We start from the raw sequence: 23,933 nt of genomic DNA, 5'->3' as shown, positions 1-23,933 counted from the left end.
ACCGCGTCAGCAGCGAAGAACCGAACTATACGCCCCTAAACAAAACCAGTCAACACCCAATTTCAAAAAAAATTAAAAATTTTCACAACTATCTGTATTTAAATAATTTAAAATTTATTGGATTTTATCGTTCGATAGATAAAACAGATACCCAAAGATAAATACTCCTGCGGCTTTACTCTTAATTGCCACATTCAAACACTCTATATCTCTATATTACTGGCGCTTTAGTCCCATCTACTCTTACAATCTCTACTTTCTCCAATAAAACAATCATAAATTTAGAATAGTCCCTATTATGAGTAACGAAAAGATTCAACAAAAATTTGAACAAGCATATCACTCTTTTATTGAAGAGGAAAATTACGAGGAAGCGCTAAAACGTGCCGAGATTCTTTGCCTTCTCAATCCCCAATCTGTCGAATATCATCATAAAGTTGCTTATGCCTATCTGAAGCAATTGAAATGGGAAAAAGCCATTGAGGCTGAAATGAAAACGCTAGAGCTGGATAGCACCTATATTCCTGCTTTGGATTTACTTGCACATGCTTACGGCGCTCTAGATAACTGGGAAAAAACCGGGTTTTACGGTCATCAGGCTTTGGTTCTAAAAGATAAAGCCATCCCAGACCTAGAACATGAAATCACTCCAACACCAGCTCCAAAAAACGGCAAACGGATTATCTCCTTTTCTTTATTTGGCAATAATTCCAAATATATTGAGCCTGCCGTATTAAATACCCAGCTTGCGCCTGTGCTTTTCCCCGGTTGGACATGTCGTTTTTATGTCGACGATTCTGTATCGGCTGAAGCTATTCAACGATTTAGAAATAACGGTGCCGAAGTGATTAAAGTTGGCGCACCGTTGGATAACTGGCCGGGTACAATGTGGCGCTTTCTTGCCATCAATGATCCCGAGGTTGAATACGTTATTTTCCGTGATGCAGATTCTATTATTTGCTATCGTGATGCTGCAGCCGTATCCGAATGGATAAAAAGTGGCACCCTATTCCCCACTATTCGCGACTCAGGCTCGCATACTGCCCTGATTCTTGCGGGTATGTGGGGGGCTAAAGCGGGTGCAGTCCCAGATATGCAGGAAAGAATTCAAAACTTTGTTGACGAGGGCTACCCTTCCAGACATTTTGCAGACCAAGATTTTCTAGAAAAAGAATTGTGGGCCTATATCCGTCAGAATCTGTTTGCACATGACAGATTATTTGATTTCTGTAATGCACACAAAATTCCCGGCGAGTTCTACTCTAATTATCAAATCGCTTTCAGCGAAGGGGTCACCAGCTTTAACGCAACGACTAATTATGAAGACGGCAGTCTGGCAAGATGGACGCTGTACTCCAGTGCTTCGCCTTTGGTCAATCCGGACTACTCGCTCAATGTTGTTCCTGAATTTAAAGTCTGCAGTTATGTGACTGAAGTGAAAAACGGAGCGGTTTCAGCATTCTTACCAAAGAGATATGGTAATGCGATTAAAGCAAAACTGGCCAGAATCAACATCGAACAAATCTAATTTGATTTGATTCCTATATATCTCATTTAATGAACCCGTTATTTATGAGCAAACACATTCTCCTCGGCATTACTGGCGGTATTGCGGCGTATAAATCTTGTGAACTGGTCAGACTACTGAAAAAGCAAGGACATTCTGTATCAGTAGTGATGACGGATTCTGCGACAGAATTTATCTCCCCGCTGACTTTCCAAGCTTTAACCGGCAATCCTGTTTTATCGGATACCTATTCAGGTGCTTCCAATAATGGCATGGCGCACATCAATCTGACGCGTGAAGCCGACGCATTTCTTATTGCGCCTGCAACTGCCAATACGATTGCCAAAATTGCCAACGGATTGGCTGATAATCTACTGACCAACTTGGTAGCAGCCAGGAAATGCCCTTTGGCTGTTGCGCCTGCAATGAATGTCGAAATGTGGAACAACCCTGCCAATCTGCGCAATATTGAGCAGCTGGTTTCAGACGGCATTACCGTGTTTTACCCAAACAGCGGCGAACAGGCTTGCGGCGAAACAGGCACTGGCAGGATGGTCGAAGCGGTCGATCTGGCTGATTTGGTAGAGGATTTATGGACACCCAAGCTACTGAGCGGTAAAAAAGTTCTGATTACAGCCGGCGCAACGTTTGAAGCCATCGATCCTGTTCGCGGCATTACCAATATTTCCAGCGGACAAATGGGCATAGCTTTAGCGCGTGCCTGCCGTGCTGCCGGAGCGGAGGTCACGCTGATTTACGGTCAAATTCAGACGGCCTTGCCCGCAGGCTTAACTCATTCTGAACAGGCTGTCAACGCAGAAGCCATGTATCAGGCGGTTCATCGCCATATTCCGAAACAAGATGTCTTTATTTCCGTTGCAGCTGTTGCAGACTATAAAGTCAAAAACAGCAGCAACGAGAAACTGAAGAAAAACGGCAATCAGCCCCCGGTTATCGAACTGACGGAAAATCCGGATATTCTCGCATCCGTTGCCGCCTTGCCTTCTCCACCATTCTGCGTCGGCTTTGCTGCAGAAAGCCATCAGGTTTTGGAATTTGCACGGGCAAAACGTTTGCGCAAAAACGTACCTATGCTGGTAGCCAACCAAGTTTCCGTTTCCATGGGTAAGCCAACCAATCAAATCACCATTATTGATGACCTTGCTGAAACCTCATTTCCGGAAACATCGAAACGCCAAGCGGCAGATGAAATCGTCAAACGCCTGGCTGAATTATTGGCTTAATCAAACAAAAGGCCGTCTGAAAATTTTTCAGACGGCCTTTGTTCAAACACATTACATTACAAACCCAATTCGCGCAGAAAACGAATATCGTCTGCCCAACCGGATTTCACTTTCACCCAAATCTTCAAGAAGACTTTGGTATCAAACAATTTTTCCATATCAAGGCGGGCTTCAGTAGAAATTTTCTTCAATTTCTCCCCACCCTTGCCAATCAAAATCGCCTTTTGGCTGTCTTTATCGACCAACACCGCGATATAAATGCGGAACAGTCCGCTTTCCTCTTCCTCAAACTGCTCCACTTCAACATTCATCGCATATGGCAACTCTTCGCCCAAATAGCGGAACAATTTTTCGCGCACAATCTCCATCGCCAGGAATCGGCTGGATTTGTCCGTCACCATATCTTCCGGATACATCGGGATACTTTCCGGCAGATACGGCTTGAGCAATTCCAGCAGATTGGCAATACGCAGACCATGTTTCGCGCTGACTGCCTCGCTGGCGGCAAATTCAAACTCTTGGCGCACTTCATTGATAAACGCCTCAAGCGCAAATTTGTCTTTGGCTTTGTCTTTATCGATTTTATTGACCACCAATACCACAGGCGTATGCTTAGGCAACTGCTTCAACACCACGCGGTCGGCATCGGTAAAGCGCATGGCTTCCACCACAAAAACCACCACATCCACGCCGCTCAACGCTTCGGTTACGTTTTGATTAAGACGGTCGTTCAAAGCATTGCGGTGATTGGTTTGAAAACCCGGCGTATCGACAAACACAAATTGCGCCGTGTCGTCGGTGTAAATACCTGTTACACGGTTGCGCGTGGTTTGTGCTTTTTTACTGGTAATACTGATTTTCTGACCGATTAAATGGTTCATCAGCGTGGACTTGCCGACATTCGGGCGACCCACGATGGCCACAAAGCCGCAACGATAATCCGTCGGGTGTTGTGACTCGTTTTGCAAAAAGGTTTCGATATCCATTTATATATGACTTTCTTGATTGTTTCAGACGGCCTTTGCATTTTCTCAAAGGCCGTCTGAAATATTATTTTTTAGATTTTTTTAAAGGGAACTTCTGTTCCAACCATTCCAAGGCTTCACATGCCGCTTTTTGCTCGGCCACTTTCCGACTGCTGCCGCGCGCATTGCAGATAAAGCCAAGTTCGCCCAAATCACAGGAAATCACAAACATCGCATCAGCCGTCTGCTCCGCCTGCTCTTCGATTCGATATTTCGGCAGGGCAAAGCGGCGTGCCTGCAAGGCTTCCTGCAAAGCGGTTTTACTGTCTTTTTTGCCGATGTTCAAATCCGCGCGTTTTACGCGTTCCGCAAATAAATGGCGAACCACTTTTTCCGCCGCAGAAAAATCCGCGTCAAAGCTGACCGCCGCAAACATCGCCTCCATCGCGTCGGCCAAAATCGAAGGCCGTCTGAAACCGCCGCTCTTCAACTCGCCGGCACCCAAATACAAACCGTCGCCGACATTCATTTCCAACGCAATTTCAGCCAACACGCCTTCATTCACCAAAGCCGCACGCATCCGCGACAACTCGCCTTCCGACAATTTCGGAAACGCGTCAAACAACATCCGCGCCACGGAATAGTTCAAAATCGAATCGCCGACAAATTCAAAACGCTCATTGTGTTTGGCATTGTAGCTGCGGTGGGTCAAAGCCTGCTGAAGCAGCTCCATATTGCGGAACTCATAGCCCAGACGCTTTTGAATCGCTCGATGCGCCTGCTGTTTGAGCAAATCAGGTTTCATTCCATACTTTCAAAAAACAGCCCGAAAATACGCCTCATCCGCAGTGAAACAAAATAAAAAGGCTACACCGGCAACTTTTTTATTTTGGCTCATTGTTTCTTGCGTCCCTCAAGCCGATAAACAATCAAAAGCCGTCATGTTCAAACCTGACGGCGCTCGACCGACATTGTACCATCAAACCGCCCCGGCACACATCCGTGCGGAAAAGCGGCGAATCGTGTAAAATCATGCCAAATCATCTCTTTGCCAACTCCATGAACAAATTTGCCCAAGCATTGGCCGCAGCGCTCGACCGCTGCATCGTCACCAACACCGTCGCCGAACAAGGCGAACCCGTCGGCTTCCTCTACCGCGAAGCCCCCGTATTTGAAAACGACAGCGGCTGGCGTATTTTCAGCGGCGACGAAACCGACGAATACACCGACAATCCCGACAACTTCAGCATTGTCAGCCTCTCCGCCATTACCGCAGACAATCCCGACATCGCGCCCCTGCTGACTCAGGCAGAAGGCAGCGCGTGGGAATTAAACGAAGACGGCGAGTTCCAAGCCGTTGCCGATTGGCAGCCGCAAGAATAACCCATCCCCATTTCGTTTCAGACGGCCTCCTTTATAACAAGGCCGTCTGAAACCGAGCAGAATCCCTATTTCACAAATATTGAAGGAATCATCATGAACATTATCGAACCACGCCTCGATGGCACCAACCTGCGCATCGGCATTGTTCAAGCCCGCTTCACCAACGAAATCGGCAGCGAAATGGTCAAAGTTTGCTGCCGCACCTTAAAAGAATTGGGCGTAGCCGAAGACAACATCACGCTTGCCACCGTTCCCGGCGCGCTTGAAGTGCCTATCGCGCTGATGAACCTCGCTTCATCCGAACAATTCGATGCCCTGATTGCCATCGGCGTTGTCATTCGCGGCGAAACTTACCACTTTGAATTGGTATCCAATGAATCCGGCGCAGGCGTCAGCCGCGTTGCCCTTGACTACAACATCCCGATTGCCAACGCCATCCTGACGACCGAAAACGACGAACAGGCCGTTGCACGCATCGAAGAAAAAGCCTCCGATGCCGCCAAAGTTGCCGTAGAATGTGCCAACTTGGTCAACCATCTTTTGTCAGAACAATACGAAGACGACGAAGAATAAACTTCTCCCCGTATTGAATACCGCATATTTTCAGACGGCCTCCCAATCATGACATTGAGGCCGTCTGAATCATTCAATATTTAGCCGACAACCATCGGCCCTCTTCACAAGGAATACCCATGAAAAGCCCACGCCGCCGCGCACGCGAGCTTGCCGTACAAGCCATTTATCAAGCAGGCATCAACAAAACCGCCGCTCCCGAAATCGCCAAAAACATCCGCGAACTGTCCCAAGCGCCCAATATGGATGAAGAGCTGTTCAACAAACTGTTTTTCGGCGCACAAACCCATGCCGAAGAATACATGGAAAAAATCAGCCCCCTGCTTGACCGCGACGAAAAAGACCTCAGTCCTATCGAACGCGCCGTTTTGCTGGTTGCCTGCCATGAGCTGAGCACCATGCCTGAAACCCCCTATCCTGTCATCATCAACGAAGCCATCGAAGTTACCAAAACTTTCGGCGGCACCGACGGCCATAAATTCGTCAACGGCATCCTCGACCAGCTGGCTTCCCGCATCCGCCCTGATGAACCGCGCCGCAAAGGCTAAGATTGACTTCACATCGGAACAAGATTACTGATCTTTGCCCTATTGAGGCTCATCTGCTTATACAGCCAAACCATCCAAAAGGCCGTCTGAAATTCAGACGGCCTTTTATATTTCGATTTATTCCGATTTTGGTATTTCATAACCGGGGCAGTTTTGTTTATCGCTGTTTGCCCAGATGATACCGCTGTCGTTGTAATAAACGGTACAGGTTTCATTAGCGTTGGTTTCTTTGTTAGGTTCTGCCTTCAAAATATAACCTGAATCGGAAGGATTAGGCATAGAAGCTGTACCTTCGGAAAAACTAATATTGAAATATTGATTCTGCTGTAAATTTTTAGCAGGAAAATCCTTATTACCAGGAAAATCCTTAAATGTCCTTTTTTGAGTGTAGTAGCGTTCGAGCTGTTGGGCGTTATGAAGCATCTGCGTGCGGACGGCGGCAAGGCGCGTTTGGCGGATATAGTTTTGATAAGACGGATATGCGATGATAGCAAGAATGGCTGCAATCACAACGACTATCAGCAGCTCGATAAGCGTGAAGCCTTGTTGGTGTTTCATTGTATTTATGTCGTGAATAATTAGAATAAGACGTGGATATTATAGTAGTTTTCTTGCGGCTTAAATGTTCAGATTCGGAGGGAGTTTGGGAATTTATGTAAATGAGGTGCAAGTTCTGAAAAATGTTTACTGACCTTTATTTTTTATTTCAATAAGTTAAACTTCAATTTAAGCCGGCTGTCTCTTGGTCAGCCTGGGTCTTTACAGTAAAATCCAGTTGTTTTTTTGTTTCTATCAATACATTTGTTGCTTGTCTGCGACGTTATTTAATTGAATTGGTTTCTTTTATATGTCTAAAGTTTTCAAGTGGGCGGCCGGTACGGCTGTTATCGTGGCTGCAGCTTTCGGCGGCTGGTCTTTGATGAAGCCTGAGCCTCAGTCTTCTTTTATTACAGAAGTGGTCAAACGCGGCGATATTCGTCAAACCGTGTCGGCAACCGGCGAAATCTCGCCTTCCAATTTGGTATCCGTAGGTGCGGAAGCTTCAGGTCAGATTAAAAAACTGTATGTGAAACTGGGCCAGCAAGTGAAAAAAGGTGAGCTGATTGCGGAAATCAACTCAACCAATCAGATCAATACCTTAAATACCGAAAAATCCAAACTGGAAACCTATCAGGCAAAATTGGTTTCTGCCGAAATCGCGCTTTCCAGTGCAGAGAAAAAATATAAACGCGAACTTGCCTTATGGAAAGAACAGGCAACTTCCAAGGAAGACTTGGAATCTGCACAAGACTCTTTAGCCGCAGCCAAAGCCAATGTTGCCGAGCTGAAGGCCGCCATCAAACAATCCAAAATCTCCATCAACACAGCCGAATCCGAACTGGGCCACACGCGGATCACTGCCACCATGGACGGCACTGTGGTTGCCATTCCTGTTGAAGAAGGCCAATCCGTCAATGCGGCGCAATCTACGCCGACCATTATCCAGCTGGCAAATCTGGAAACCATGTTAAACAAAATGCAGATTGCCGAAGGCGACATCACGAAAGTCAAAGCCGGTCAGGATATTTCGTTCACCATTTTGTCCGAGCCGGACACCCCGATTAAAGCAAAATTAGACAGTGTCGACCCCGGCCTGACCACCATGTCTTTGGGCAACTACACCAGCAGCACGGACACGACTTCCAATGCGATTTACTACTATGCCCGCGCACTGGTACCGAATCCCGAAGGCAAACTTTCTATCGGTATGACCACTCAAAACACGATCGAAATCAACGGCGTGAAGAATGTTTTACTGGTACCGACGCTGACCGTGAAAAAACATAACGGCAAATCCTATGTCAGCATTTTGGGCGCAGACAATAAAGCGGTAGAACGCGAAGTGACCGTCGGTTTGAAAGACAGCATGAATACCGAAATCAAAAGCGGCTTGAAAGAAGGCGAAAAAGTGATCGTTTCTGAAATGAGCGCAGATGAAAAGAATAAGAGCAGCGAACGCGCGATGATGGGCGGTGGCCCTCCTCGCTGATTGATTAAGGCCGTCTGAAAGGTTTGGCTGTGTTTCAGACGGCCTTAGTTCCTGTATTTCTATTTTTCGCCCGGAAAGATTATGAGTTTAATCGAATGTAAGAATATCAACCGTTTTTTTGGTAGCGGTGAGAACCGTGTGCATGTATTGAAAGATGTCAGCCTTTCTATTGAGAAAGGCGACTTTGTGGCGATTATCGGCCAGTCCGGTTCAGGCAAATCAACGCTGATGAATATCTTGGGCTGTCTGGATACCGCCACCTCCGGCTCTTATCAAATCGACGGCATCGAAACATCGCAAATGCAGCCGGATGAGCTGGCGGCTTTACGCCGTGAGCGTTTCGGCTTTATTTTCCAGCGTTACAACCTGTTAAGCTCGCTGACCGCACGGGACAACGTCGCCCTGCCTGCCGTATATATGGGTATGGACAGCAAAGAGCGCGCGGAACGTGCGGAAAAACTGTTGGGCGATTTGGGCTTGCAAAATAAAGAAGGCAACAAACCCAGCGAACTTTCCGGCGGTCAGCAACAACGCGTTTCGATTGCCCGCGCATTGATGAACGGCGGCGAAATCATCTTTGCCGACGAACCGACCGGCGCATTGGATACCGCCAGCGGTAAAAACGTGATGGAAATCATCCACAAGCTGCACGAAGACGGGCATACCGTGATTATGGTTACCCACGATCCGGGCATTGCGGCAAACGCAAACCGCGTCATCGAAATCCGCGACGGTCAGATTATTTCCGACACGTCTAAAAATCCCGATATCCCGCCCAGCAAAGTGGAGAGGATTAAAGAAAAAGCTTCCTGGTCGTTTTATTACGATCAATTTATGGAAGCATTCAAAATGTCGGTACAGGCGATTATGGCGCACAAAATGCGTTCGCTGCTGACCATGCTGGGGATTATCATCGGTATTGCTTCGGTGGTATCGGTAGTGGCCTTGGGTAATGGCTCGCAACAAAAAATCTTGGAAGACATCAACTCGATGGGCACAAACACCATCAGTATCTTCCCCGGTCGTGGTTTTGGCGACCGCCGCAGCGGACGGATCAAGACACTGACGATTAATGACGCAAAAGCCATCAGCCAACAAAGCTACGTCGCCTCTGCCACCCCTCAAACCAACTCCAGCGGCACCTTGACCTACCGCAACACCGACCTGACCGCCTCGCTTTACGGCGTAGGCGAACAATATTTCGACGTGCGCGGTTTGAAATTGGAAGAAGGCCGTCTGTTTGATGATGATGATGTAAAAACCGATGCACAAGTCGTCGTCATCGACCAAAACACCAAAACCAAACTCTTCGGCGAAGGCGTCAATCCTTTAGGCAAAACCATCCTTTTCAAAAAACGCCCGCTAACCGTCATCGGCATTATGAAAAAGGATGACAACTCATTCGGCAATTCCGACTCTCTGATGCTTTGGTCGCCTTATACAACGGTCATGCACCAAATTACCGGCGAGGGCTATACCAACTCCATCGTTGTCAAAATCAAAGACGATGCCAACACGCAAGTTGCCGAAAAAAGCCTGACCGAGCTGCTGAAAGCACGCCACGGTACAGAAGACTTCTTTATGAACAACAGCGACAGCATCAAAGAAATGGTTGAAAGCACGACCGGCACCATGACGCTGCTAATTTCTTCCATCGCGGTCATCTCTTTGGTGGTCGGCGGTATCGGCGTGATGAACATCATGCTGGTCTCCGTTACCGAGCGCACCAAAGAAATCGGCGTCCGCATGGCAATCGGCGCACGCCGCAACAATATTTTGCAACAGTTCCTAATTGAGGCCGTTTTAATCTGTATCATCGGTGGCCTGTCAGGCGTATTGTTGTCCGCAAGCATCAGCCTGGTGTTCAACTATTTTGTTACCGACTTCCCGATGAGCATTTCCATGACTTCCGTCATCGGCGCAGTGGTCTGCTCCACCGCAATCGGCGTCGCGTTCGGCTTTATGCCTGCCAACAAAGCTTCCAAGCTTAACCCGATTGATGCACTGGCTCAGGATTGATTATGTTTCAGACGGCCTATTATCTTGGGCCGTCTGAAATGCTGTTACCCGAAAGATTTTTATGAAGACGAAACCTTTTTCCCAAGCAGCCTTATCATTGGCTGTTGCCCTTGCCCTAAGTGCGTGCGCCGCACCTAAAGCCAATCCGAACCTGACTCTGGAAGCGACCGGCCAAGTCATGAGCGCGGCGGAAACTGCCGAACGCTACGATGTCAACGGCAACTGGTGGGAAATCTACCAAAGCCAGCAGCTCAACGCGCTGATGGAGCAGGCGCTGACCAACAATGTCGATTTGAAACAGGCGGCCATCAGCGTCAACAAAGCTTTGTATCAAGCCAATATTTTGGGTGCGGATTTGGTACCTTCATTCAGCGGCTCATTGGGCGCAAACGCTTCTAAAAACCTGAAAACCGGCAGCCACGGCAATACCTTCAGCAGCCAGCTTGGCTTGAGCTACGAATTGGATTTATGGCGTAAACTCAGTGCCACTGCCGATGCTCAGGTATGGGAATATCAAGCCACGCATGAAGACATGGCCAACACACGCCTGACTTTGATTAATAATGTTGCCGATGCGTATTTCAATATTGCCTACCTGAACGAAGCCATTGAGTTGGCGAAAAAATCGCTGAAGCAATATCAGGAAATCAACCGCATTGCGAATGCCAAGTTTCGCTACGGCCGTGCCGACTCAAGCCAGCCAACCCAAGCCAAACAGTCATTGCTGAGTGCGGAAAACAGCCTGTTGTCTTTGCAAAACAATTTGGATACGCAAAAACAGGTTTTGCGTAATTTGTTGAATTTAAGGCCGTCTGAAAACATGGCCGCCGATCCGGCACAATTCCGCCTGTTGCCGGTCAAAGGTGTGAACTTGGACGTACCGATTACCGTTTTGGCCAACCGCCCCGACCTGCGCGCCGCCGAATACCGCCTGCAAGCGTCGCAACAATCGGTCAACGCGCAAAAACGCAGTTGGTATCCGTCGATTACTTTGGGTGCAAGTTTGAGTACGTCTTCCGATAAAGCGAAAAGCACGTTCAATATCCCCATGTTGGGCGGCTCGGCCACCATCAATCTGCCTTTCCTTAATTGGCAGACCATGAAATGGAAAGACAAAACCGTACAAGCGGAGATGGACAGTGCCAAGCTGAATTTTGAAAAAGCCCTGACCACCGCGCTTAACGAGGTCAACACCAACTACCTTGCCTACAAAAACGCGCAGGCCGGCCTTGCCAATCAAGAACAGCGTTATCAGTTGGACAAGAAAAACAGCCATTACTATCAAGTACGCTACCAGCATGGTAAAAACGAACTGAAAGACTGGCTGGAGGCTTTGAATTCAGAATACAGCTCGGCTCAAAACCTGCTGAACCAACGCTATGAAGCCTTAAAATACGAAAATATGGTGTATAAAGCCATGGCGGGACGTTATACGCCGAAATAGCATTTTCAGACGGCCTTTGGTTAATTTCCGTCAACGGCCGTCTGAAAAACATTCAAGCAACTGAATTTTCATATATAATCGCGCGTTTATTTGATTTTATCCGGACAACATTATGGCCTTCGCCTCTCTCTTTACGCTTTTGGACGACATTACCGCCGTTTTGGACGACGTAGCGATGATGACCAAAGTCGCCGCCAAAAAAACCGCCGGCGTGGTCGGTGACGATTTGGCGCTCAACGCCAATCAGGTAACCGGCGTATCCGCCGAGCGCGAATTGCCGATTATTTGGGCGGTGGCAAAAGGCTCTCTGGTCAACAAGCTGATTCTGGTGCCGCTTGCGCTGTTGCTTTCCGCTTTCGTGCCTGCGCTGATTACGCCCTTGTTGATGATCGGCGGTGTTTATTTGTGTTTTGAAGGCGTGGAAAAACTGTTGCACAAATTCTTGCACCGCAATGAACACGAAGACGGACACGATGCCGAGCCTGAAGTCACAGACGAAAAAACAAAAGTGAAAGGCGCGGTCCGCACAGATTTCATCCTCTCCGCCGAAATTATTATTATCGCGCTGGGCGTCGTTGAAAAATATGACCTGATGACGCGTTCTTTGGTTATGGCCGCCATCGGTGTCGGCATGACGGCATTGGTCTATGGTTTGGTCGGCATTATCGTCAAACTTGACGACCTCGGCATGATGTTGATGCGCCAAAAAAGCGCCGCCGTACAAGGCATCGGACGCGGTTTGATTTCATTTATGCCTTGGTTTATGCGCGGCTTGAGCATTGTCGGCACGCTGGCGATGTTCTTGGTTGGCGGCGGACTGATCACCCACAACCTTGGCTTTTTGCACGATTTCCTCCACGCACAGCATTGGGACAGCGGCATAATGGAACATATCGCCAATCTGGTGGTCGGAGTAGCCGCCGGTGCATTGGCTTGCGCAATCGTCCTACCTGCAATGCAATTGTTTCAAAAAGACTGATTTTGTTTCCCTGCCGTCTGAAAACTTTTCAGACGGCCTCAATACCATTTAAAGCATGAATATTTTCCGTAAACTCGAACAATATTGGCAACATCCGCTGCTTTACTGGCCGCTGGTCATCTTGATTGCTGCCGCGACGCCGTTCACTTTCGCCCCCTATTATCATTTCTGGCTGATGCCGCTGTTGTTTGGCGCACTAATACGCCTGATTGAATTGCGTCCGCGCTTTGCCGTCATGACTGCCTATCTGTTCGGATTAATCGGTTATACGGCGCAGTTTTATTGGATACACACTGCCCTGCATGATGTTTCGGGTCTGCCGGATTCATACGCCATCCCCCTCACCTTCCTGCTGCCGGCATTTCTTGCGCTTTATCCGGCCATCTGTTTTTGGGTGTGGAGAAAATGCAACCTGGCGCGCTGGGCCAAAACCGGCCTCCTGCTGCCGATTTTGTGGACGCTGGCAGAATTTGCCCGCGAACGTTTCCTGACCGGATTCGGCTGGGGCGCAATCGGCTATTCCCAAATCATCAAAGATAGCCCGTTGGCAGGCTTCGCGCCTTTGGGCGGCATTCACATGGTTACGCTGGCAACCGCTTTCCTCAGCGCATGGCTGGTGTTGCTGATTGACAACCACGGCCGTCTGAAACACCGCCTGCTGCCCTTATTCCTTATCGTTGCGCTCTGCTCCGTCGGCTACATTTCCCAACAAACCGAATACACCCGCCCTGACGGCAGCACCAGCACGGTTGCTCTGATTCAAGGCAATATCGAGCAAAATCTGAAATGGAAGGAAGAGCAAATCATCCCGACCATTCAGAAATACTACGAACAAATCAGCAAAACCAGTGCCGACATCGTCATCCTGCCTGAAACCGCCCTGCCGCTGATGCGCCAAGACCTGCCCGAAGGTATCTTGGAACAATTCGCCGAACAGGCGCAAAGCAACGGCAGCGCGTTGGCCATCGGTATAAGCCAATATACGCCCGACGGCAACGGCTACGAAAATGCAGTCATCAATTTGAGCGAATATCACAACAGCACTTCCGATGTCATCCCCTACTACGCCAAGAACCATCTCGTTCCATTTGGCGAATACAAGCCATTGCCCGCCATTACCGAGCGCCTCTATAAAGTGATGGATATGCCTTTGTCCGACTTTCAAAAAGGCGGCGACAACCAAGCGCCTTTGGTGATGAAAGATCAAAAAGTCGCCTTCAATATCTGCTATGAAGACGGTTTCGGCGACGAACTCATCGCAACGGCGAAACGCTCTACCCTACTCGCCAACATCAGCAATATGGCGTGGTACGGCAAATCCAATGCCATGTATCAGCAGCTTCAACAGTCCCAAGCGCGAGCAATGGAACTGGGCCGCTACATGGTTCGCGCCACCAATACCGGTGCGACCGCCATTATTTCCCCTAAAGGCACGATTGTTGCCGAAGCCCAACCGGATACAGAAACCGTCCTCGAAGGCCACGTCAAAGGCTATATCGGCGAAACGCCTTATATGAAAGCAGGCGGCTCAACATGGCTTATCAGCATTTTGGCCGTTATCGGCGTATTCCTTATCCTGATTGGCCGGAAGAAACCAGAATAAAAAATTTAAGACCTTGTTATACAAGGTCTTTTTTATTACTAAAACTATTTACATACAGAAATGTTTGTAATATACTTAGCCAAAACCTAGCAAATCACTCAAATTTTCTAAGACAATCAACCCTTGAGATTCAAGCAGTAAAAACTATTGAATCTATCGTTAATTTACAGAAAAAATCCAACCCATAACAAAACAAACCACAGGCAGTGTTATACTGCTTGTCACACAATAAACAAAAAGCCGTTTTCAGACGGCCTAATCAAGGAGAGCATCCTTTTATGAATAAAGCTTTTGCATTACCCGTTATCCACAGCGGCAACGGTAGCCTCGAGCAATACATTCATACTGTCAACAGCATTCCAATGCTGACCGCCGAAGAAGAAACACAACTAGCGGAACGTCAACAAAAAGGCGATCTCAATGCCGCCAAACAGCTTATTCTGTCCCATCTTCGCGTCGTCGTATCCATTGCACGCGGTTACGACGGCTACGGCCTCAACCAAGCCGACCTGATTCAAGAAGGCAATATCGGCCTGATGAAAGCCGTCAAACGCTACGAACCAAGTCGCGGCGCGCGCCTGTTTTCGTTTGCCGTGCATTGGATTAAAGCCGAAATCCACGAATTCATTTTGCGCAACTGGCGTTTGGTCCGCGTTGCCACAACCAAACCGCAGCGCAAACTGTTCTTCAATCTGCGCAGCATGCGTAAAAACCTGAATGCCTTGTCTCCAAAAGAAGCGCAAGAAATCGCCGACGATTTGGGCGTCAAATTGTCCGAAGTCTTGGAAATGGAACAACGCATGACCGGCCACGACATCGGCATCATGGCAGAAAACAACGATGACGAGGACAACTTTGCCCCTATCGACTGGTTGGCCGACCACGATGCAGAGCCTAGCCGTCAGTTGTCCAAACAAGCCCACTACGCCCTACAAACCGAAGGTCTGCAAAACGCCTTGGCGCAACTGGACGACCGCAGCCGCCGTATCGTTGAAAGCCGCTGGTTACAAGACGACGGCGGTTTGACCCTGCACGAATTGGCTGCCGAATACGGCGTATCTGCCGAACGCATCCGCCAAATCGAAGCCAAAGCCATGCAAAAACTGCGCGGTTTCTTGGCAGAAGAAGCAGAAGCCGTTTAAGCCTTTCTTGATAAAAAGGCCGTCTGAATCTTTTCAGACGGCCTTTTCGATGGCAAACCTCATCGTATCTTATCCCCCAACACATTCATTTTAAAGCCCACTTAAGCTATAATAGCCACCACACACACTACCCGGTCATACCATAACCATGCAACTTACCGTCGTCGGACTCAACCACCAAACCGCGCCCTTGAGCATACGCGAAAAACTGGCATTTGCTGCTGCAAATTTGCCGGATGCCGTGTCCAACCTCGCGCGCAGCGAGGCGGCGGAAGAAGCAGTCATTCTTTCTACCTGCAACCGCACCGAGCTTTACTGCGTCGGCGAATCCGAAAAAATCATCAACTGGTTGGCAAAATATCACAATCTGCCTGTCGAAGAAATCCGCCCCTACCTCTATACCTTAGATAATAATGAAACCGTCCGCCACGCCTTCCGCGTCGCCTGCGGCTTGGATTCCATGGTCCTGGGCGAACCGCAAATTCTCGGTCAAATCAAAGATGCCGTCCGCGTTGCGCAAGAACAAGAAAGCATCAATACCCACTTAAACGCCCTGTTTCAAAAAACCTTTGCCGTTGCCAAAGAAGTGCGTACCGACACTGCTGTCGGTGAAAACTCCGTCTCCATGGCTTCTGCATCGGTCAAAATGGCAGAGCAAATCTTCCCTTCCATTTCCGATCTGAACGTCCTCTTTATCGGCGCAGGCGAAATGATTGAACTGGTGGCCACTTATTTTGCCGCCAAAAATCCCAAGCTCATTACCGTTGCCAACCGTACACACCAGCGCGCGCAGGAATTGTGCGACAAACTCGGTGTCAACGCCGAAGCTTGCCTGCTGAACGAATTGCCCGATATTCTTCACGATTACGACGTGGTTGTTTCTTCCACTGCCAGCCAACTCCCACTCGTCGGCAAAGGCATGGTCGAACGCGCATTGAAAAAACGCCACAACATGCCTGTTTTCCTGCTGGATTTGGCTGTTCCGCGCGATATCGAAGCCGAAGTCGGCGAATTGGAAGACGCATATCTCTATACCGTAGACGACATGATGGACATTGTCCAAAGCGGTAAAGATGCGCGCAAAAAAGCAGCGGCGGCGGCTGAAAGCATGGTGGAAGAAAAAGTCAGCGAATTTATCCGCCTACAGAAAAACCGCCAAAGCGTTCCGCTTATCCGCGCCTTGCGCGACGAAGGTGAACGTGCACGCCGCCAAGTATTGGAAAATGCCATGAAGCAACTGGCAAAAGGCGTATCCGCCGAGGATGTCCTCGAACGCCTCTCCATCCAGTTGACCAACAAACTGCTCCACTCTCCGACACGCACGCTCAATAAAGCGGGCTCGGACAACAGCGAATTAATCGATGCCGTAGCGCAGATCTACCATTTGGATCAACACGACTGACGACAATTTAAAGGCCGTCTGAAAGAAGCGAACCGACGGACAGGTCATATTCCAAAGCTTTCAGACGGCCTTAAAACAATAAAATCCCAATTATCATTTTTTCATTTAAAATGAAATGCTTGAAAAAAAACCATTAAAGTGTAAAAATCCTACCTTATACATTTAAACAGCATTCAAACAATAAAACTGCCTGCCGATTCAAACGCATGCCGACAATACGATAGGCGCCGGCAAAAGGAACTTTCGTGAATATTAAAACAAACACATATCTGGCCCTTGCTGTTCTCTCAGCTTCCCTTCTTTCAGGTTGCGACAAAGTCAGCACCTTTTTCGGCAAAGACGAAAACAAAGAACTCGTTCAACGCATAGAAACCAATACCGATGACGGAAAAGTCGGTATGTTGCTGCCCGACTTCGCCCAACTGGTACAAAACGAAGGACAGGCCGTCGTCAATATTCAAGCGACACCGGCAAAACGCTCTGCGACACCGGATGACGACCATAGCATGGATCTGAGCCAATTCCCCGACAACGATCCGTTTTACGAGTTCTTCAAGCGCCTTGTTCCCAATATGCCCGACATGCCGCAAGAAGATACCGAAAGCGACGCTTTGAATTTCGGTTCCGGCTTCATCATCAGCAAAGACGGCTATATCCTGACCAATACCCACGTGGTTGCCGGCATGGGCAATATCAAAGTCCTGCTCAACGACAAACGCGAATACACGGCCAAACTGGTCGGCTCAGACGCCCAATCCGACGTTGCCCTCTTAAAAATCGAGCCACAAGAAGACTTGCCGGTTGTCAAAATCGGCAATCCGAAAGATTTGAAACCGGGCGAATGGGTAGCCGCCATCGGCGCGCCTTTCGGCTTTGACAACAGTGTAACCTCCGGCATCGTCTCCGCCAAAGGCCGCAGCCTGCCAAATGAAAACTACACGCCGTTCATCCAAACCGACGTTGCCATCAACCCCGGCAACTCAGGCGGCCCGTTATTCAACCTCCGCGGCCAAGTAGTCGGCATCAACTCGCAAATTTACAGCCGCAGCGGCGGTTTCATGGGTATTTCGTTTGCTATTCCGATTGATGTTGCCATGAATGTGGCCGATCAATTAAAAGCCAACGGCAAAGTCCAACGCGGCCAATTAGGCGTGGTTATTCAAGAAGTTTCTTATGATTTGGCCAAATCTTTCGGTTTGGACAAAGCAAGTGGCGCACTGATTGCAAAAATCATGCCAAACAGCGCGGCACAACAAGCAGGCTTGCAGGTTGGCGACATCGTACGCAAAGTTAACGGCGAAGAAGTCCGCGCTTCCAGCGATTTGCCAGTTATGGTCGGCTCGATTATGCCGGGCAAAGAAGTAACTTTGAGCATTTGGCGCAGCGGCAAACAAACCGATGTCAAAGTCAAACTTGGCAGCGCAGCCGAACAAACGGAAACTTCTGCAAAAGAAGCCGAACACCCGCAACACGAAAGCGGCCATGACGGATTCACCGTTGAAAATACAGGCGTTACCCTGCAGGTTGAAAACGCAGACGGTAAACAACGCTTAATCGTTCTGCGCGTTAGCGGCGCGGCCGAACGTGCCGGCCTCAAACGCGGCGACGAAATCATTGCCGTCAGCCAAATCAGCGTCAATGACGAATCCACTTTCCGTAGCGCATTGGAAAGCTCAGGCAAAAACGTACCGCTTTTGGTACAACGCGACGGCAATACTTTGTTCCTCGCGCTAAATCTGCAGTAGTCCGATTTTTCAGACGGCATGATGATGTGTTAGATGATAAAATACCCATATGTCAGAGGCAGTGGGTATTTTGTTATCCGTCTTCCAATTTAGGCCTTCTGAAAATATTTCACCGCTTATACACAATATAATTATGCAACTTATTAATTATTCGAATTCTATTTTATCTATCGTCCCGGCAGCCATCGCGCTCGCCTTGGCCATTGCAACGCGCCGTGTATTGCTGTCCTTAGGTGTCGGCATTATCGTAGGCTCATTCTTGCTGGTAGGCAGTAATCCACTTGATGCCTTGGTTCACTTAAAAGACATGGCAGTCAGCCTGACTTGGGCGGACGGCGATTGGTCCTTGGGCAAACCCAAAATCCTACTCTTCTTGGTGCTTTTGGGGATTTTCACTTCCCTGCTGACGCATTCCGGCAGCAACCAAGCATTTGCCGATTGGGCAAAACAGCACATCAAAGGCCGTCGCGGGGCGAAGCTGCTGACCGCCTGTCTGGTATTCGTTACCTTTATTGACGACTATTTCCACAGCCTTGCCGTCGGTGCGATTGCCCGCCCTGTAACCGACAAATTCAAAGTTTCCCGCGCCAAACTGGCTTATATCCTTGACTCCACTGCCGCGCCGATGTGCGTTTTGATGCCTGTATCCAGCTGGGGGGCGTCGATTATTGCTACTTTGGCAGGCCTTTTGGTGACTTACAACATCACAGACTACACACCAATGGGCGCATTCGTGGCCATGAGCCTGATGAATTACTACGCCGTCTTCGCATTAATTATGGTGTTTGTCGTTGCTTGGTTCTCCTTCGACATCGGCTCTATGGCTCGTTTGGAACGCGCCGCTTTGAACGAAACTCATGATGAAACCATTGAAACAGGCCATCCTAACGGCCGCGTATTCGCGCTGATTGTGCCGGTTTTAGTACTGATCATCGCCACTGTTTCCGCTATGATTTACACTGGCGCACAAGCTTCTGAAACCTTCTCTTTGCTCAGCGCGTTTGAAAATACCGACGTGAACACTTCCCTCGTATTCGGCGGTACTTGCGGTGTATTGGCCGTCATCCTCTGCACCATCGGCACCATCAAAACCAACGATTACCCTAAAGCCATTTGGCAGGGCATCATCTCTATGCGCGGTGCCATTACCATCTTGATTTTGGCATGGATCATCAGCACCGTTGTCAGCGAGATGCACACCGGCGAATACCTCTCCACTTTGGTGGCAGGCAATATCCACGCAGGCTTCCTACCCGTGATTTTGTTTCTGCTCGCAGGCGTGATGGCCTTCGCTACCGGCACAAGTTGGGGCACATTCGGCATCATGTTGCCGATTGCCGCCGCCATGGCCGTCAAAGTCGAACCTTCGCTGATTATCCCTTGCATGTCCGCCGTCATGGCCGGTGCCGTATTTGGCGACCACTGCTCGCCGATTTCCGACACCACCATCCTCTCTTCTACCGGCGCACACTGTAACCACATCGACCACGTTACCTCGCAATTCCCTTACGCACTAACCGTTGCCGCCTCTGCCGCTATCGGCTACCTGATTTTAGGCATGACCGGCTCTGCGCCTTTAGGTTTTGTGGTAACCGGCATCGTAATGGTTGTGTTGATTTTCATCTTAAAAGACAAGAAAAAAGCAACTGCCTAATTCAAAACCAATATTCAGACGGCCTGAGATATTCCGACACGCTCAGGCCGTCTGAATATTGCAATTACCCATATATACATTATTCAGGACAAAACAATGAATACGCCCCATCTTCCACGCGGCCCAGTCATGGCCGACGTCGCTGCCTATCATCTGACCGAAGAAGAAAAACAACGCCTGCTCGACCCTGCCGTCGGTGGCGTTATTTTGTTCCGCCGCAACTTTGAAAACGTCTCCCAACTCAAAGCTTTGGTTCAAGAAATCAAAGCCGTCCGTACACCTGAACTCATCATCGCCGTTGACCACGAAGGCGGACGGGTTCAACGTTTTATTGACGGCTTCACCCGCCTGCCGGCCATGAACGTATTGGGCGAAATTTGGGACAACGAAGGCAAAGAAGCCGCCTGCGCCCAAGCAGAACAAGTCGGCTGGGTTTTGGCAACCGAACTCTCCGCCTGCGGTATCGACCTATCCTTTACGCCTGTATTGGATTTAGACTGGGGGCAATGCGCCGTCATCGGCAACCGCAGTTTCCACCGCGACGCCAACATCGTGACCCAGCTTGCCCTTGCCCTGCAAAAAGGCCTGAACAAAGGCGGCATGAAATCTTGCGGCAAACACTTCCCCGGCCACGGCTTTGTCGAAGGCGACAGCCATCACGTCCTGCCTTGCGACGAACGCAGCCGCGAAGGGCTCGAAGCCGCCGACCTTATCCCATTCCGAGCATTGAGCCAAGCAGGCATGGCCGCAGTCATGCCTGCCCACGTCGTATACCCGCAAATCGACAGTCAACCTGCCGGCTTCTCCGAAAAATGGCTGAAACAAATCCTGCGCCAAGAAATCGGATTTAACGGCGTTATCTTTTCAGACGACCTGACCATGGAAGGTGCATGTGGTGTCGGCGGTATTAAAGAACGCGCCCGCCTTTCTTTTGAAGCAGGCTGCGATATTGTACTGGTGTGCAACCGCCCTGACTTGGTAGATGAATTACGAGACGGTTTCCACGCACCGGCAAACGCTGACTTGGCAGCACGTTGGCAATACATGGCCAACACATTGACCGTACAAGAAGCTGCCGACATCATGGCAACCGAAGCATTCCAAGCCGCCCAACAAGCAACTGCCAAACTGGCAACTCCAAAAGACATCGCAGGCGGTGTCAAAGTCGGCGAAGCATTCTGATTCAAGGCCGTCTGAAACATTGACGGCAAATAAAAAAAGGAAGACTTGAAAAAGTCTTCCTTTTTTGTCTTCCTAATTAATGAAGTTTTACGTTATAGCGACGTTCCAAACGTAAGAATACCCATCCTAATACACTCGTCAATACAAGATAAATCAATGCAACCGTATAAAGTGGCTCTTGGAATATCGAATACTGACCTGTGATTGCTTTTTGAACAGACATAAGTTCAGGAACTGCAATAACAGACAGCAAAGAACTATCTTTCAAAAGTGTGATAAATTCACCTGCAAGTGGCGGCAACATACGGCGAAGAGCCTGAGGTAAAATCACATAACGCATCGCCTGGGTATAGGTCAGACCCAAAGAACGTGCGGCTTCCATTTGGCCTTTATCAATCGACTGGATACCGGCACGGAAAATCTCACAAACATATGCACCTGAGTTGGCAATCAAAGCCATTACACCTGCGATCAATGGGCCATAAGAGCGACGAAAATTAATTGCAGATTCTCCGCTGATTAATGCACCATCGGTAGGATGTACAAAAAATGGGAAAATAACAAAAGCCCAAATAATAACTTGAGCAAGCAATGGCGTACCGCGGAACAATGCAACATACACAAAAGAAATCTTACGCAAAACCCAAGCCAATGCACGTATCGGCGCACCGGCTTTTTCCGGATTAACCAAACGAGCCAATGCCAACAGCAAACCTAAAATCGAACCGCCAATCGTTGCAACCACTGTAATTCCCAGCGTCGCTAATACGCCGTAAAAAAACATCCAGCGGTATTCATAAATAATGTCAAAACGAAAATCCATAACCCTTCCGTCGGTCAAAATCGGTAACTAATCCGAATATTTTTTAAAAATGAAGCTTGATATTTTACAAGAAAATACATTGCTTGAACGGTTTTTTGTTAAATTAATCCACCCAACCCTGCTTTTTTTACATTTCTAATAAATTAAAGCCCCTTTTCACCTTTGCCCATATAGGACATTTTCCGTATAAAAAACAAAGCGCAAACCCGACACAAAATTGACCGAAACACAAAAACAGCGGATAATCCGCCCATTCTTCAAACATCTTTCAGACGGCCTTCCCTCTTTCCTTAAGGGCCGTCTGAAAACATTTTAAAAAGCATAAAACATGAAAGTACCCGAACTCTTATTGCCTGCAGGCGGCCTCGAACGCATGCGCGCCGCCTACGATTACGGCGCAGATGCCGTTTACGCCGGCAGCCCGCGTTACTCCCTGCGCGCCCGCAACAACGAATTTGCCAAACTCGACGTCCTCGAGCAAGGCATTAAAGAAGCGCACGAGCGCAACAAAAAATTCTTCCTGACCGTCAATACGCTGCCGCACAACTCCAAACTCAAAACCTTTGTTTCCGATATGGAGCCCTTGATTGCCATGAAACCCGACGCGTTGATTATGGCGGATCCGGGTTTGATTATGACTGTGCGCGAAAAATGGCCGGAAATGCCGATTCACCTGTCCGTACAGGCAAACACCACCAACTACTGGGGCGTGAAATTCTGGCAAAACATCGGCGTTGAGCGCATTATTCTGTCGCGCGAATTGAGCATGGAAGAAATCGCCGAAATCCGCCAAGAATGCCCCGACATCGAACTCGAAGTCTTCATTCACGGCGCATTGTGTATCGCCTACTCCGGCCGCTGCCTGCTCTCCGGCTATTTCAACCATCGCGACCCCAACCAAGGCACCTGCACCAACTCCTGCCGTTGGGACTACAAGGTTCACAACGCCACTGAAAGCGATGCAGGCGACGCCCAACTTCTGCAAGGTTTCAACTTTGAAAAAGCTCAAGAAGAAGCCAACCAAAACTTTGAAGGCATCAATGGTCAAAAACGCCATCCCTACGCCGACAAAGTTTTCCTGATTGAAGAGTCCAACCGCCCGGGCGAAATGATGCCGATTATGGAAGATGAACACGGCACCTACATCATGAACTCCAAAGACCTTCGCGGCATTGAAGTGGTTGAGAAACTGGCAAAAATTGGTGTGGACAGCCTCAAAGTCGAAGGCCGTACCAAATCGCTCTATTATGTTGCACGCGTGGCCCAGTCCTACCGCAAAGCGATTGACGATGCCGTTGCAGGCCGTCCGTTTGATTACAGCCTGTTGAGCGAACTCGAAGGCCTCGCCAACCGTGGCTACACCAGCGGCTTCCTCGAACGCCACCAAACTCAAGACTACCAAAACTACCTCAGCGGCCATTCCACCGCCAAACAAAGCCAATACGTCGGCCACGTTACCGAAATTGATGAAAACGGCTGGGCGACAATCGAAGTTAAAAACCGCTTCGCTGTCGGCGATTCACTCGAAATCATCCACCCGAGCGGCAACCAAACCATCAAATTGGAACAAATGACCCGCAAAGGCCAGCCTGTCGATGTTGCCCCAGGCAACGGCATTCAGGTCAAAATCCCGAATATGCAAGGCAAAGAAAAAGCTTTGGTTGCGCGGATTATGAATCCTTAAGCATCGA

At 48.9% G+C, this 23,933-nt stretch carries 20 protein-coding genes; 16 read left to right on the top strand and 4 right to left on the bottom strand.

Annotation, left to right across the window (positions count from 1 at the left end):
- The first annotated feature begins 298 nt into the window (after positions 1 to 298).
- Together HMPREF3139_RS00245 and coaBC are read left to right on the top strand one after the other, a co-directional pair.
- Positions 299 to 1,528: a tetratricopeptide repeat protein gene (locus HMPREF3139_RS00245; RefSeq protein ID WP_070459333.1), complete on the top strand. Its 1,230-nt coding sequence runs from the start codon at positions 299 to 301 to the stop codon at positions 1,526 to 1,528.
- 44 nt (positions 1,529 to 1,572) lie between these two features.
- Positions 1,573 to 2,751 carry a bifunctional phosphopantothenoylcysteine decarboxylase/phosphopantothenate--cysteine ligase CoaBC gene (gene coaBC / locus HMPREF3139_RS00240; RefSeq protein ID WP_070459330.1) on the top strand — a complete coding sequence of 393 codons (1,179 nt, stop codon included), beginning with the start codon at positions 1,573 to 1,575 and terminating at the stop codon, positions 2,749 to 2,751.
- Between the two features lie 56 nt (positions 2,752 to 2,807).
- Here the strand turns inward: coaBC and era are convergent, their stop codons facing one another.
- Together era and rnc are read right to left on the bottom strand one after the other, a co-directional pair.
- A complete protein-coding gene (era, locus tag HMPREF3139_RS00235) occupies positions 2,808 to 3,737 on the bottom strand; it encodes a GTPase Era (protein ID WP_036493257.1) in 930 nt (309 codons plus the stop codon).
- Between the two features lie 64 nt (positions 3,738 to 3,801).
- Positions 3,802 to 4,521, bottom strand: coding sequence for a ribonuclease III (rnc, locus tag HMPREF3139_RS00230; protein WP_003748556.1), 720 nt, complete (start codon positions 4,519 to 4,521; stop codon positions 3,802 to 3,804).
- Positions 4,522 to 4,775: 254 nt separating this feature from the next.
- Here rnc and HMPREF3139_RS00225 point away from each other — a divergent pair, with 254 nt between their 5' ends.
- The 3 genes from HMPREF3139_RS00225 (at position 4,776) to nusB (ending at position 6,220) form a co-directional block, all read left to right on the top strand.
- Positions 4,776 to 5,099: a DUF2185 domain-containing protein gene (locus HMPREF3139_RS00225; RefSeq protein WP_003748560.1), complete on the top strand. Its 324-nt coding sequence runs from the start codon at positions 4,776 to 4,778 to the stop codon at positions 5,097 to 5,099.
- A gap of 93 nt (positions 5,100 to 5,192) precedes the next feature.
- On the top strand, positions 5,193 to 5,672 hold the full coding sequence (gene ribH / locus HMPREF3139_RS00220) for a 6,7-dimethyl-8-ribityllumazine synthase (protein WP_003748562.1): 480 nt from the start codon (positions 5,193 to 5,195) through the stop codon (positions 5,670 to 5,672).
- A gap of 119 nt (positions 5,673 to 5,791) precedes the next feature.
- Positions 5,792 to 6,220 (top strand): transcription antitermination factor NusB, encoded by a 429-nt coding sequence (nusB, locus tag HMPREF3139_RS00215; RefSeq protein WP_004519698.1) that lies wholly within the window; start codon positions 5,792 to 5,794, stop codon positions 6,218 to 6,220.
- A gap of 117 nt (positions 6,221 to 6,337) precedes the next feature.
- Here nusB and HMPREF3139_RS00210 read toward each other — a convergent pair whose 3' ends face one another.
- The gene (locus tag HMPREF3139_RS00210; protein ID WP_070459327.1) at positions 6,338 to 6,778 is read right to left on the bottom strand and encodes a type IV pilin protein; all 441 of its coding nucleotides are present in this window, start codon (positions 6,776 to 6,778) and stop codon (positions 6,338 to 6,340) included.
- Positions 6,779 to 7,067: 289 nt separating this feature from the next.
- Here HMPREF3139_RS00210 and HMPREF3139_RS00205 point away from each other — a divergent pair, with 289 nt between their 5' ends.
- The 10 genes from HMPREF3139_RS00205 to nagZ all read left to right on the top strand — a co-directional run bounded on the left by HMPREF3139_RS00205 (position 7,068) and on the right by nagZ (position 21,419).
- Positions 7,068 to 8,249, top strand: coding sequence for an efflux RND transporter periplasmic adaptor subunit (locus HMPREF3139_RS00205; RefSeq protein WP_070459324.1), 1,182 nt, complete (start codon positions 7,068 to 7,070; stop codon positions 8,247 to 8,249).
- Between the two features lie 81 nt (positions 8,250 to 8,330).
- Positions 8,331 to 10,268 (top strand): MacB family efflux pump subunit, encoded by a 1,938-nt coding sequence (locus tag HMPREF3139_RS00200; RefSeq protein WP_070459321.1) that lies wholly within the window; start codon positions 8,331 to 8,333, stop codon positions 10,266 to 10,268.
- 61 nt (positions 10,269 to 10,329) lie between these two features.
- Positions 10,330 to 11,712, top strand: coding sequence for a TolC family protein (locus HMPREF3139_RS00195; RefSeq protein WP_070459318.1), 1,383 nt, complete (start codon positions 10,330 to 10,332; stop codon positions 11,710 to 11,712).
- Between the two features lie 112 nt (positions 11,713 to 11,824).
- Entirely contained in the window at positions 11,825 to 12,691 is an 867-nt protein-coding gene (locus HMPREF3139_RS00190) for a DUF808 domain-containing protein (RefSeq protein WP_070459315.1), read from the top strand.
- Positions 12,692 to 12,746: 55 nt separating this feature from the next.
- Positions 12,747 to 14,294, top strand: a complete 1,548-nt coding sequence (gene lnt / locus HMPREF3139_RS00185; RefSeq protein WP_070459312.1) for an apolipoprotein N-acyltransferase — start codon at positions 12,747 to 12,749, stop codon at positions 14,292 to 14,294.
- A gap of 278 nt (positions 14,295 to 14,572) precedes the next feature.
- Entirely contained in the window at positions 14,573 to 15,436 is an 864-nt protein-coding gene (gene rpoH, locus HMPREF3139_RS00180; RefSeq protein WP_004519690.1) for an RNA polymerase sigma factor RpoH, read from the top strand.
- Between the two features lie 148 nt (positions 15,437 to 15,584).
- The gene (hemA, locus tag HMPREF3139_RS00175) at positions 15,585 to 16,838 is read left to right on the top strand and encodes a glutamyl-tRNA reductase (protein WP_070459310.1); all 1,254 of its coding nucleotides are present in this window, start codon (positions 15,585 to 15,587) and stop codon (positions 16,836 to 16,838) included.
- 245 nt (positions 16,839 to 17,083) lie between these two features.
- Positions 17,084 to 18,583 (top strand): DegQ family serine endoprotease, encoded by a 1,500-nt coding sequence (locus tag HMPREF3139_RS00170; protein ID WP_070459307.1) that lies wholly within the window; start codon positions 17,084 to 17,086, stop codon positions 18,581 to 18,583.
- Positions 18,584 to 18,716: 133 nt separating this feature from the next.
- Positions 18,717 to 20,237: a Na+/H+ antiporter NhaC family protein gene (locus tag HMPREF3139_RS00165; protein ID WP_070459304.1), complete on the top strand. Its 1,521-nt coding sequence runs from the start codon at positions 18,717 to 18,719 to the stop codon at positions 20,235 to 20,237.
- Positions 20,238 to 20,333: 96 nt separating this feature from the next.
- Complete coding sequence (gene nagZ, locus HMPREF3139_RS00160) at positions 20,334 to 21,419, top strand: beta-N-acetylhexosaminidase (RefSeq protein ID WP_070459301.1); 1,086 nt, start codon at positions 20,334 to 20,336, stop codon at positions 21,417 to 21,419.
- 76 nt (positions 21,420 to 21,495) lie between these two features.
- Here nagZ and HMPREF3139_RS00155 read toward each other — a convergent pair whose 3' ends face one another.
- Positions 21,496 to 22,242, bottom strand: coding sequence for an amino acid ABC transporter permease (locus HMPREF3139_RS00155; RefSeq protein WP_070459299.1), 747 nt, complete (start codon positions 22,240 to 22,242; stop codon positions 21,496 to 21,498).
- A 328-nt stretch (positions 22,243 to 22,570) separates the two neighbouring features.
- On the opposite strand from HMPREF3139_RS00155, the gene yegQ reads away from it, so the two are divergent.
- Positions 22,571 to 23,926, top strand: a complete 1,356-nt coding sequence (gene yegQ, locus HMPREF3139_RS00150) for a prephenate-dependent tRNA uridine(34) hydroxylase TrhP (protein ID WP_004519683.1) — start codon at positions 22,571 to 22,573, stop codon at positions 23,924 to 23,926.
- Positions 23,927 to 23,933: the final 7 nt, after the last annotated feature.

The organism is Neisseria sp. HMSC15G01, from assembly GCF_001808255.1.
Lineage (GTDB): Bacteria > Pseudomonadota > Gammaproteobacteria > Burkholderiales > Neisseriaceae > Neisseria > Neisseria subflava_A.
The sequence above is the reverse complement of the archived record's forward strand: the minus strand, read 5'-3'. Positions and strand labels throughout refer to the sequence as shown.

Coding starts and splice junctions, on each gene's coding strand:
- ribH (WP_003748562.1), top strand. CDS start 5,193: ATGAACATTATCGAACCACGCCTCGATGGCACCAACCTGCGCATCGGC.
- HMPREF3139_RS00165 (WP_070459304.1), top strand. CDS start 18,717: ATGCAACTTATTAATTATTCGAATTCTATTTTATCTATCGTCCCGGCA.
- era (WP_036493257.1), bottom strand. CDS start 3,737: ATGGATATCGAAACCTTTTTGCAAAACGAGTCACAACACCCGACGGAT.
- rnc (WP_003748556.1), bottom strand. CDS start 4,521: ATGAAACCTGATTTGCTCAAACAGCAGGCGCATCGAGCGATTCAAAAG.
- HMPREF3139_RS00155 (WP_070459299.1), bottom strand. CDS start 22,242: ATGGATTTTCGTTTTGACATTATTTATGAATACCGCTGGATGTTTTTT.
- HMPREF3139_RS00225 (WP_003748560.1), top strand. CDS start 4,776: ATGAACAAATTTGCCCAAGCATTGGCCGCAGCGCTCGACCGCTGCATC.
- HMPREF3139_RS00200 (WP_070459321.1), top strand. CDS start 8,331: ATGAGTTTAATCGAATGTAAGAATATCAACCGTTTTTTTGGTAGCGGT.
- rpoH (WP_004519690.1), top strand. CDS start 14,573: ATGAATAAAGCTTTTGCATTACCCGTTATCCACAGCGGCAACGGTAGC.
- nagZ (WP_070459301.1), top strand. CDS start 20,334: ATGAATACGCCCCATCTTCCACGCGGCCCAGTCATGGCCGACGTCGCT.
- nusB (WP_004519698.1), top strand. CDS start 5,792: ATGAAAAGCCCACGCCGCCGCGCACGCGAGCTTGCCGTACAAGCCATT.
- yegQ (WP_004519683.1), top strand. CDS start 22,571: ATGAAAGTACCCGAACTCTTATTGCCTGCAGGCGGCCTCGAACGCATG.
- HMPREF3139_RS00205 (WP_070459324.1), top strand. CDS start 7,068: ATGTCTAAAGTTTTCAAGTGGGCGGCCGGTACGGCTGTTATCGTGGCT.
- HMPREF3139_RS00210 (WP_070459327.1), bottom strand. CDS start 6,778: ATGAAACACCAACAAGGCTTCACGCTTATCGAGCTGCTGATAGTCGTT.
- HMPREF3139_RS00190 (WP_070459315.1), top strand. CDS start 11,825: ATGGCCTTCGCCTCTCTCTTTACGCTTTTGGACGACATTACCGCCGTT.
- HMPREF3139_RS00195 (WP_070459318.1), top strand. CDS start 10,330: ATGAAGACGAAACCTTTTTCCCAAGCAGCCTTATCATTGGCTGTTGCC.
- lnt (WP_070459312.1), top strand. CDS start 12,747: ATGAATATTTTCCGTAAACTCGAACAATATTGGCAACATCCGCTGCTT.
- HMPREF3139_RS00245 (WP_070459333.1), top strand. CDS start 299: ATGAGTAACGAAAAGATTCAACAAAAATTTGAACAAGCATATCACTCT.
- coaBC (WP_070459330.1), top strand. CDS start 1,573: ATGAGCAAACACATTCTCCTCGGCATTACTGGCGGTATTGCGGCGTAT.
- hemA (WP_070459310.1), top strand. CDS start 15,585: ATGCAACTTACCGTCGTCGGACTCAACCACCAAACCGCGCCCTTGAGC.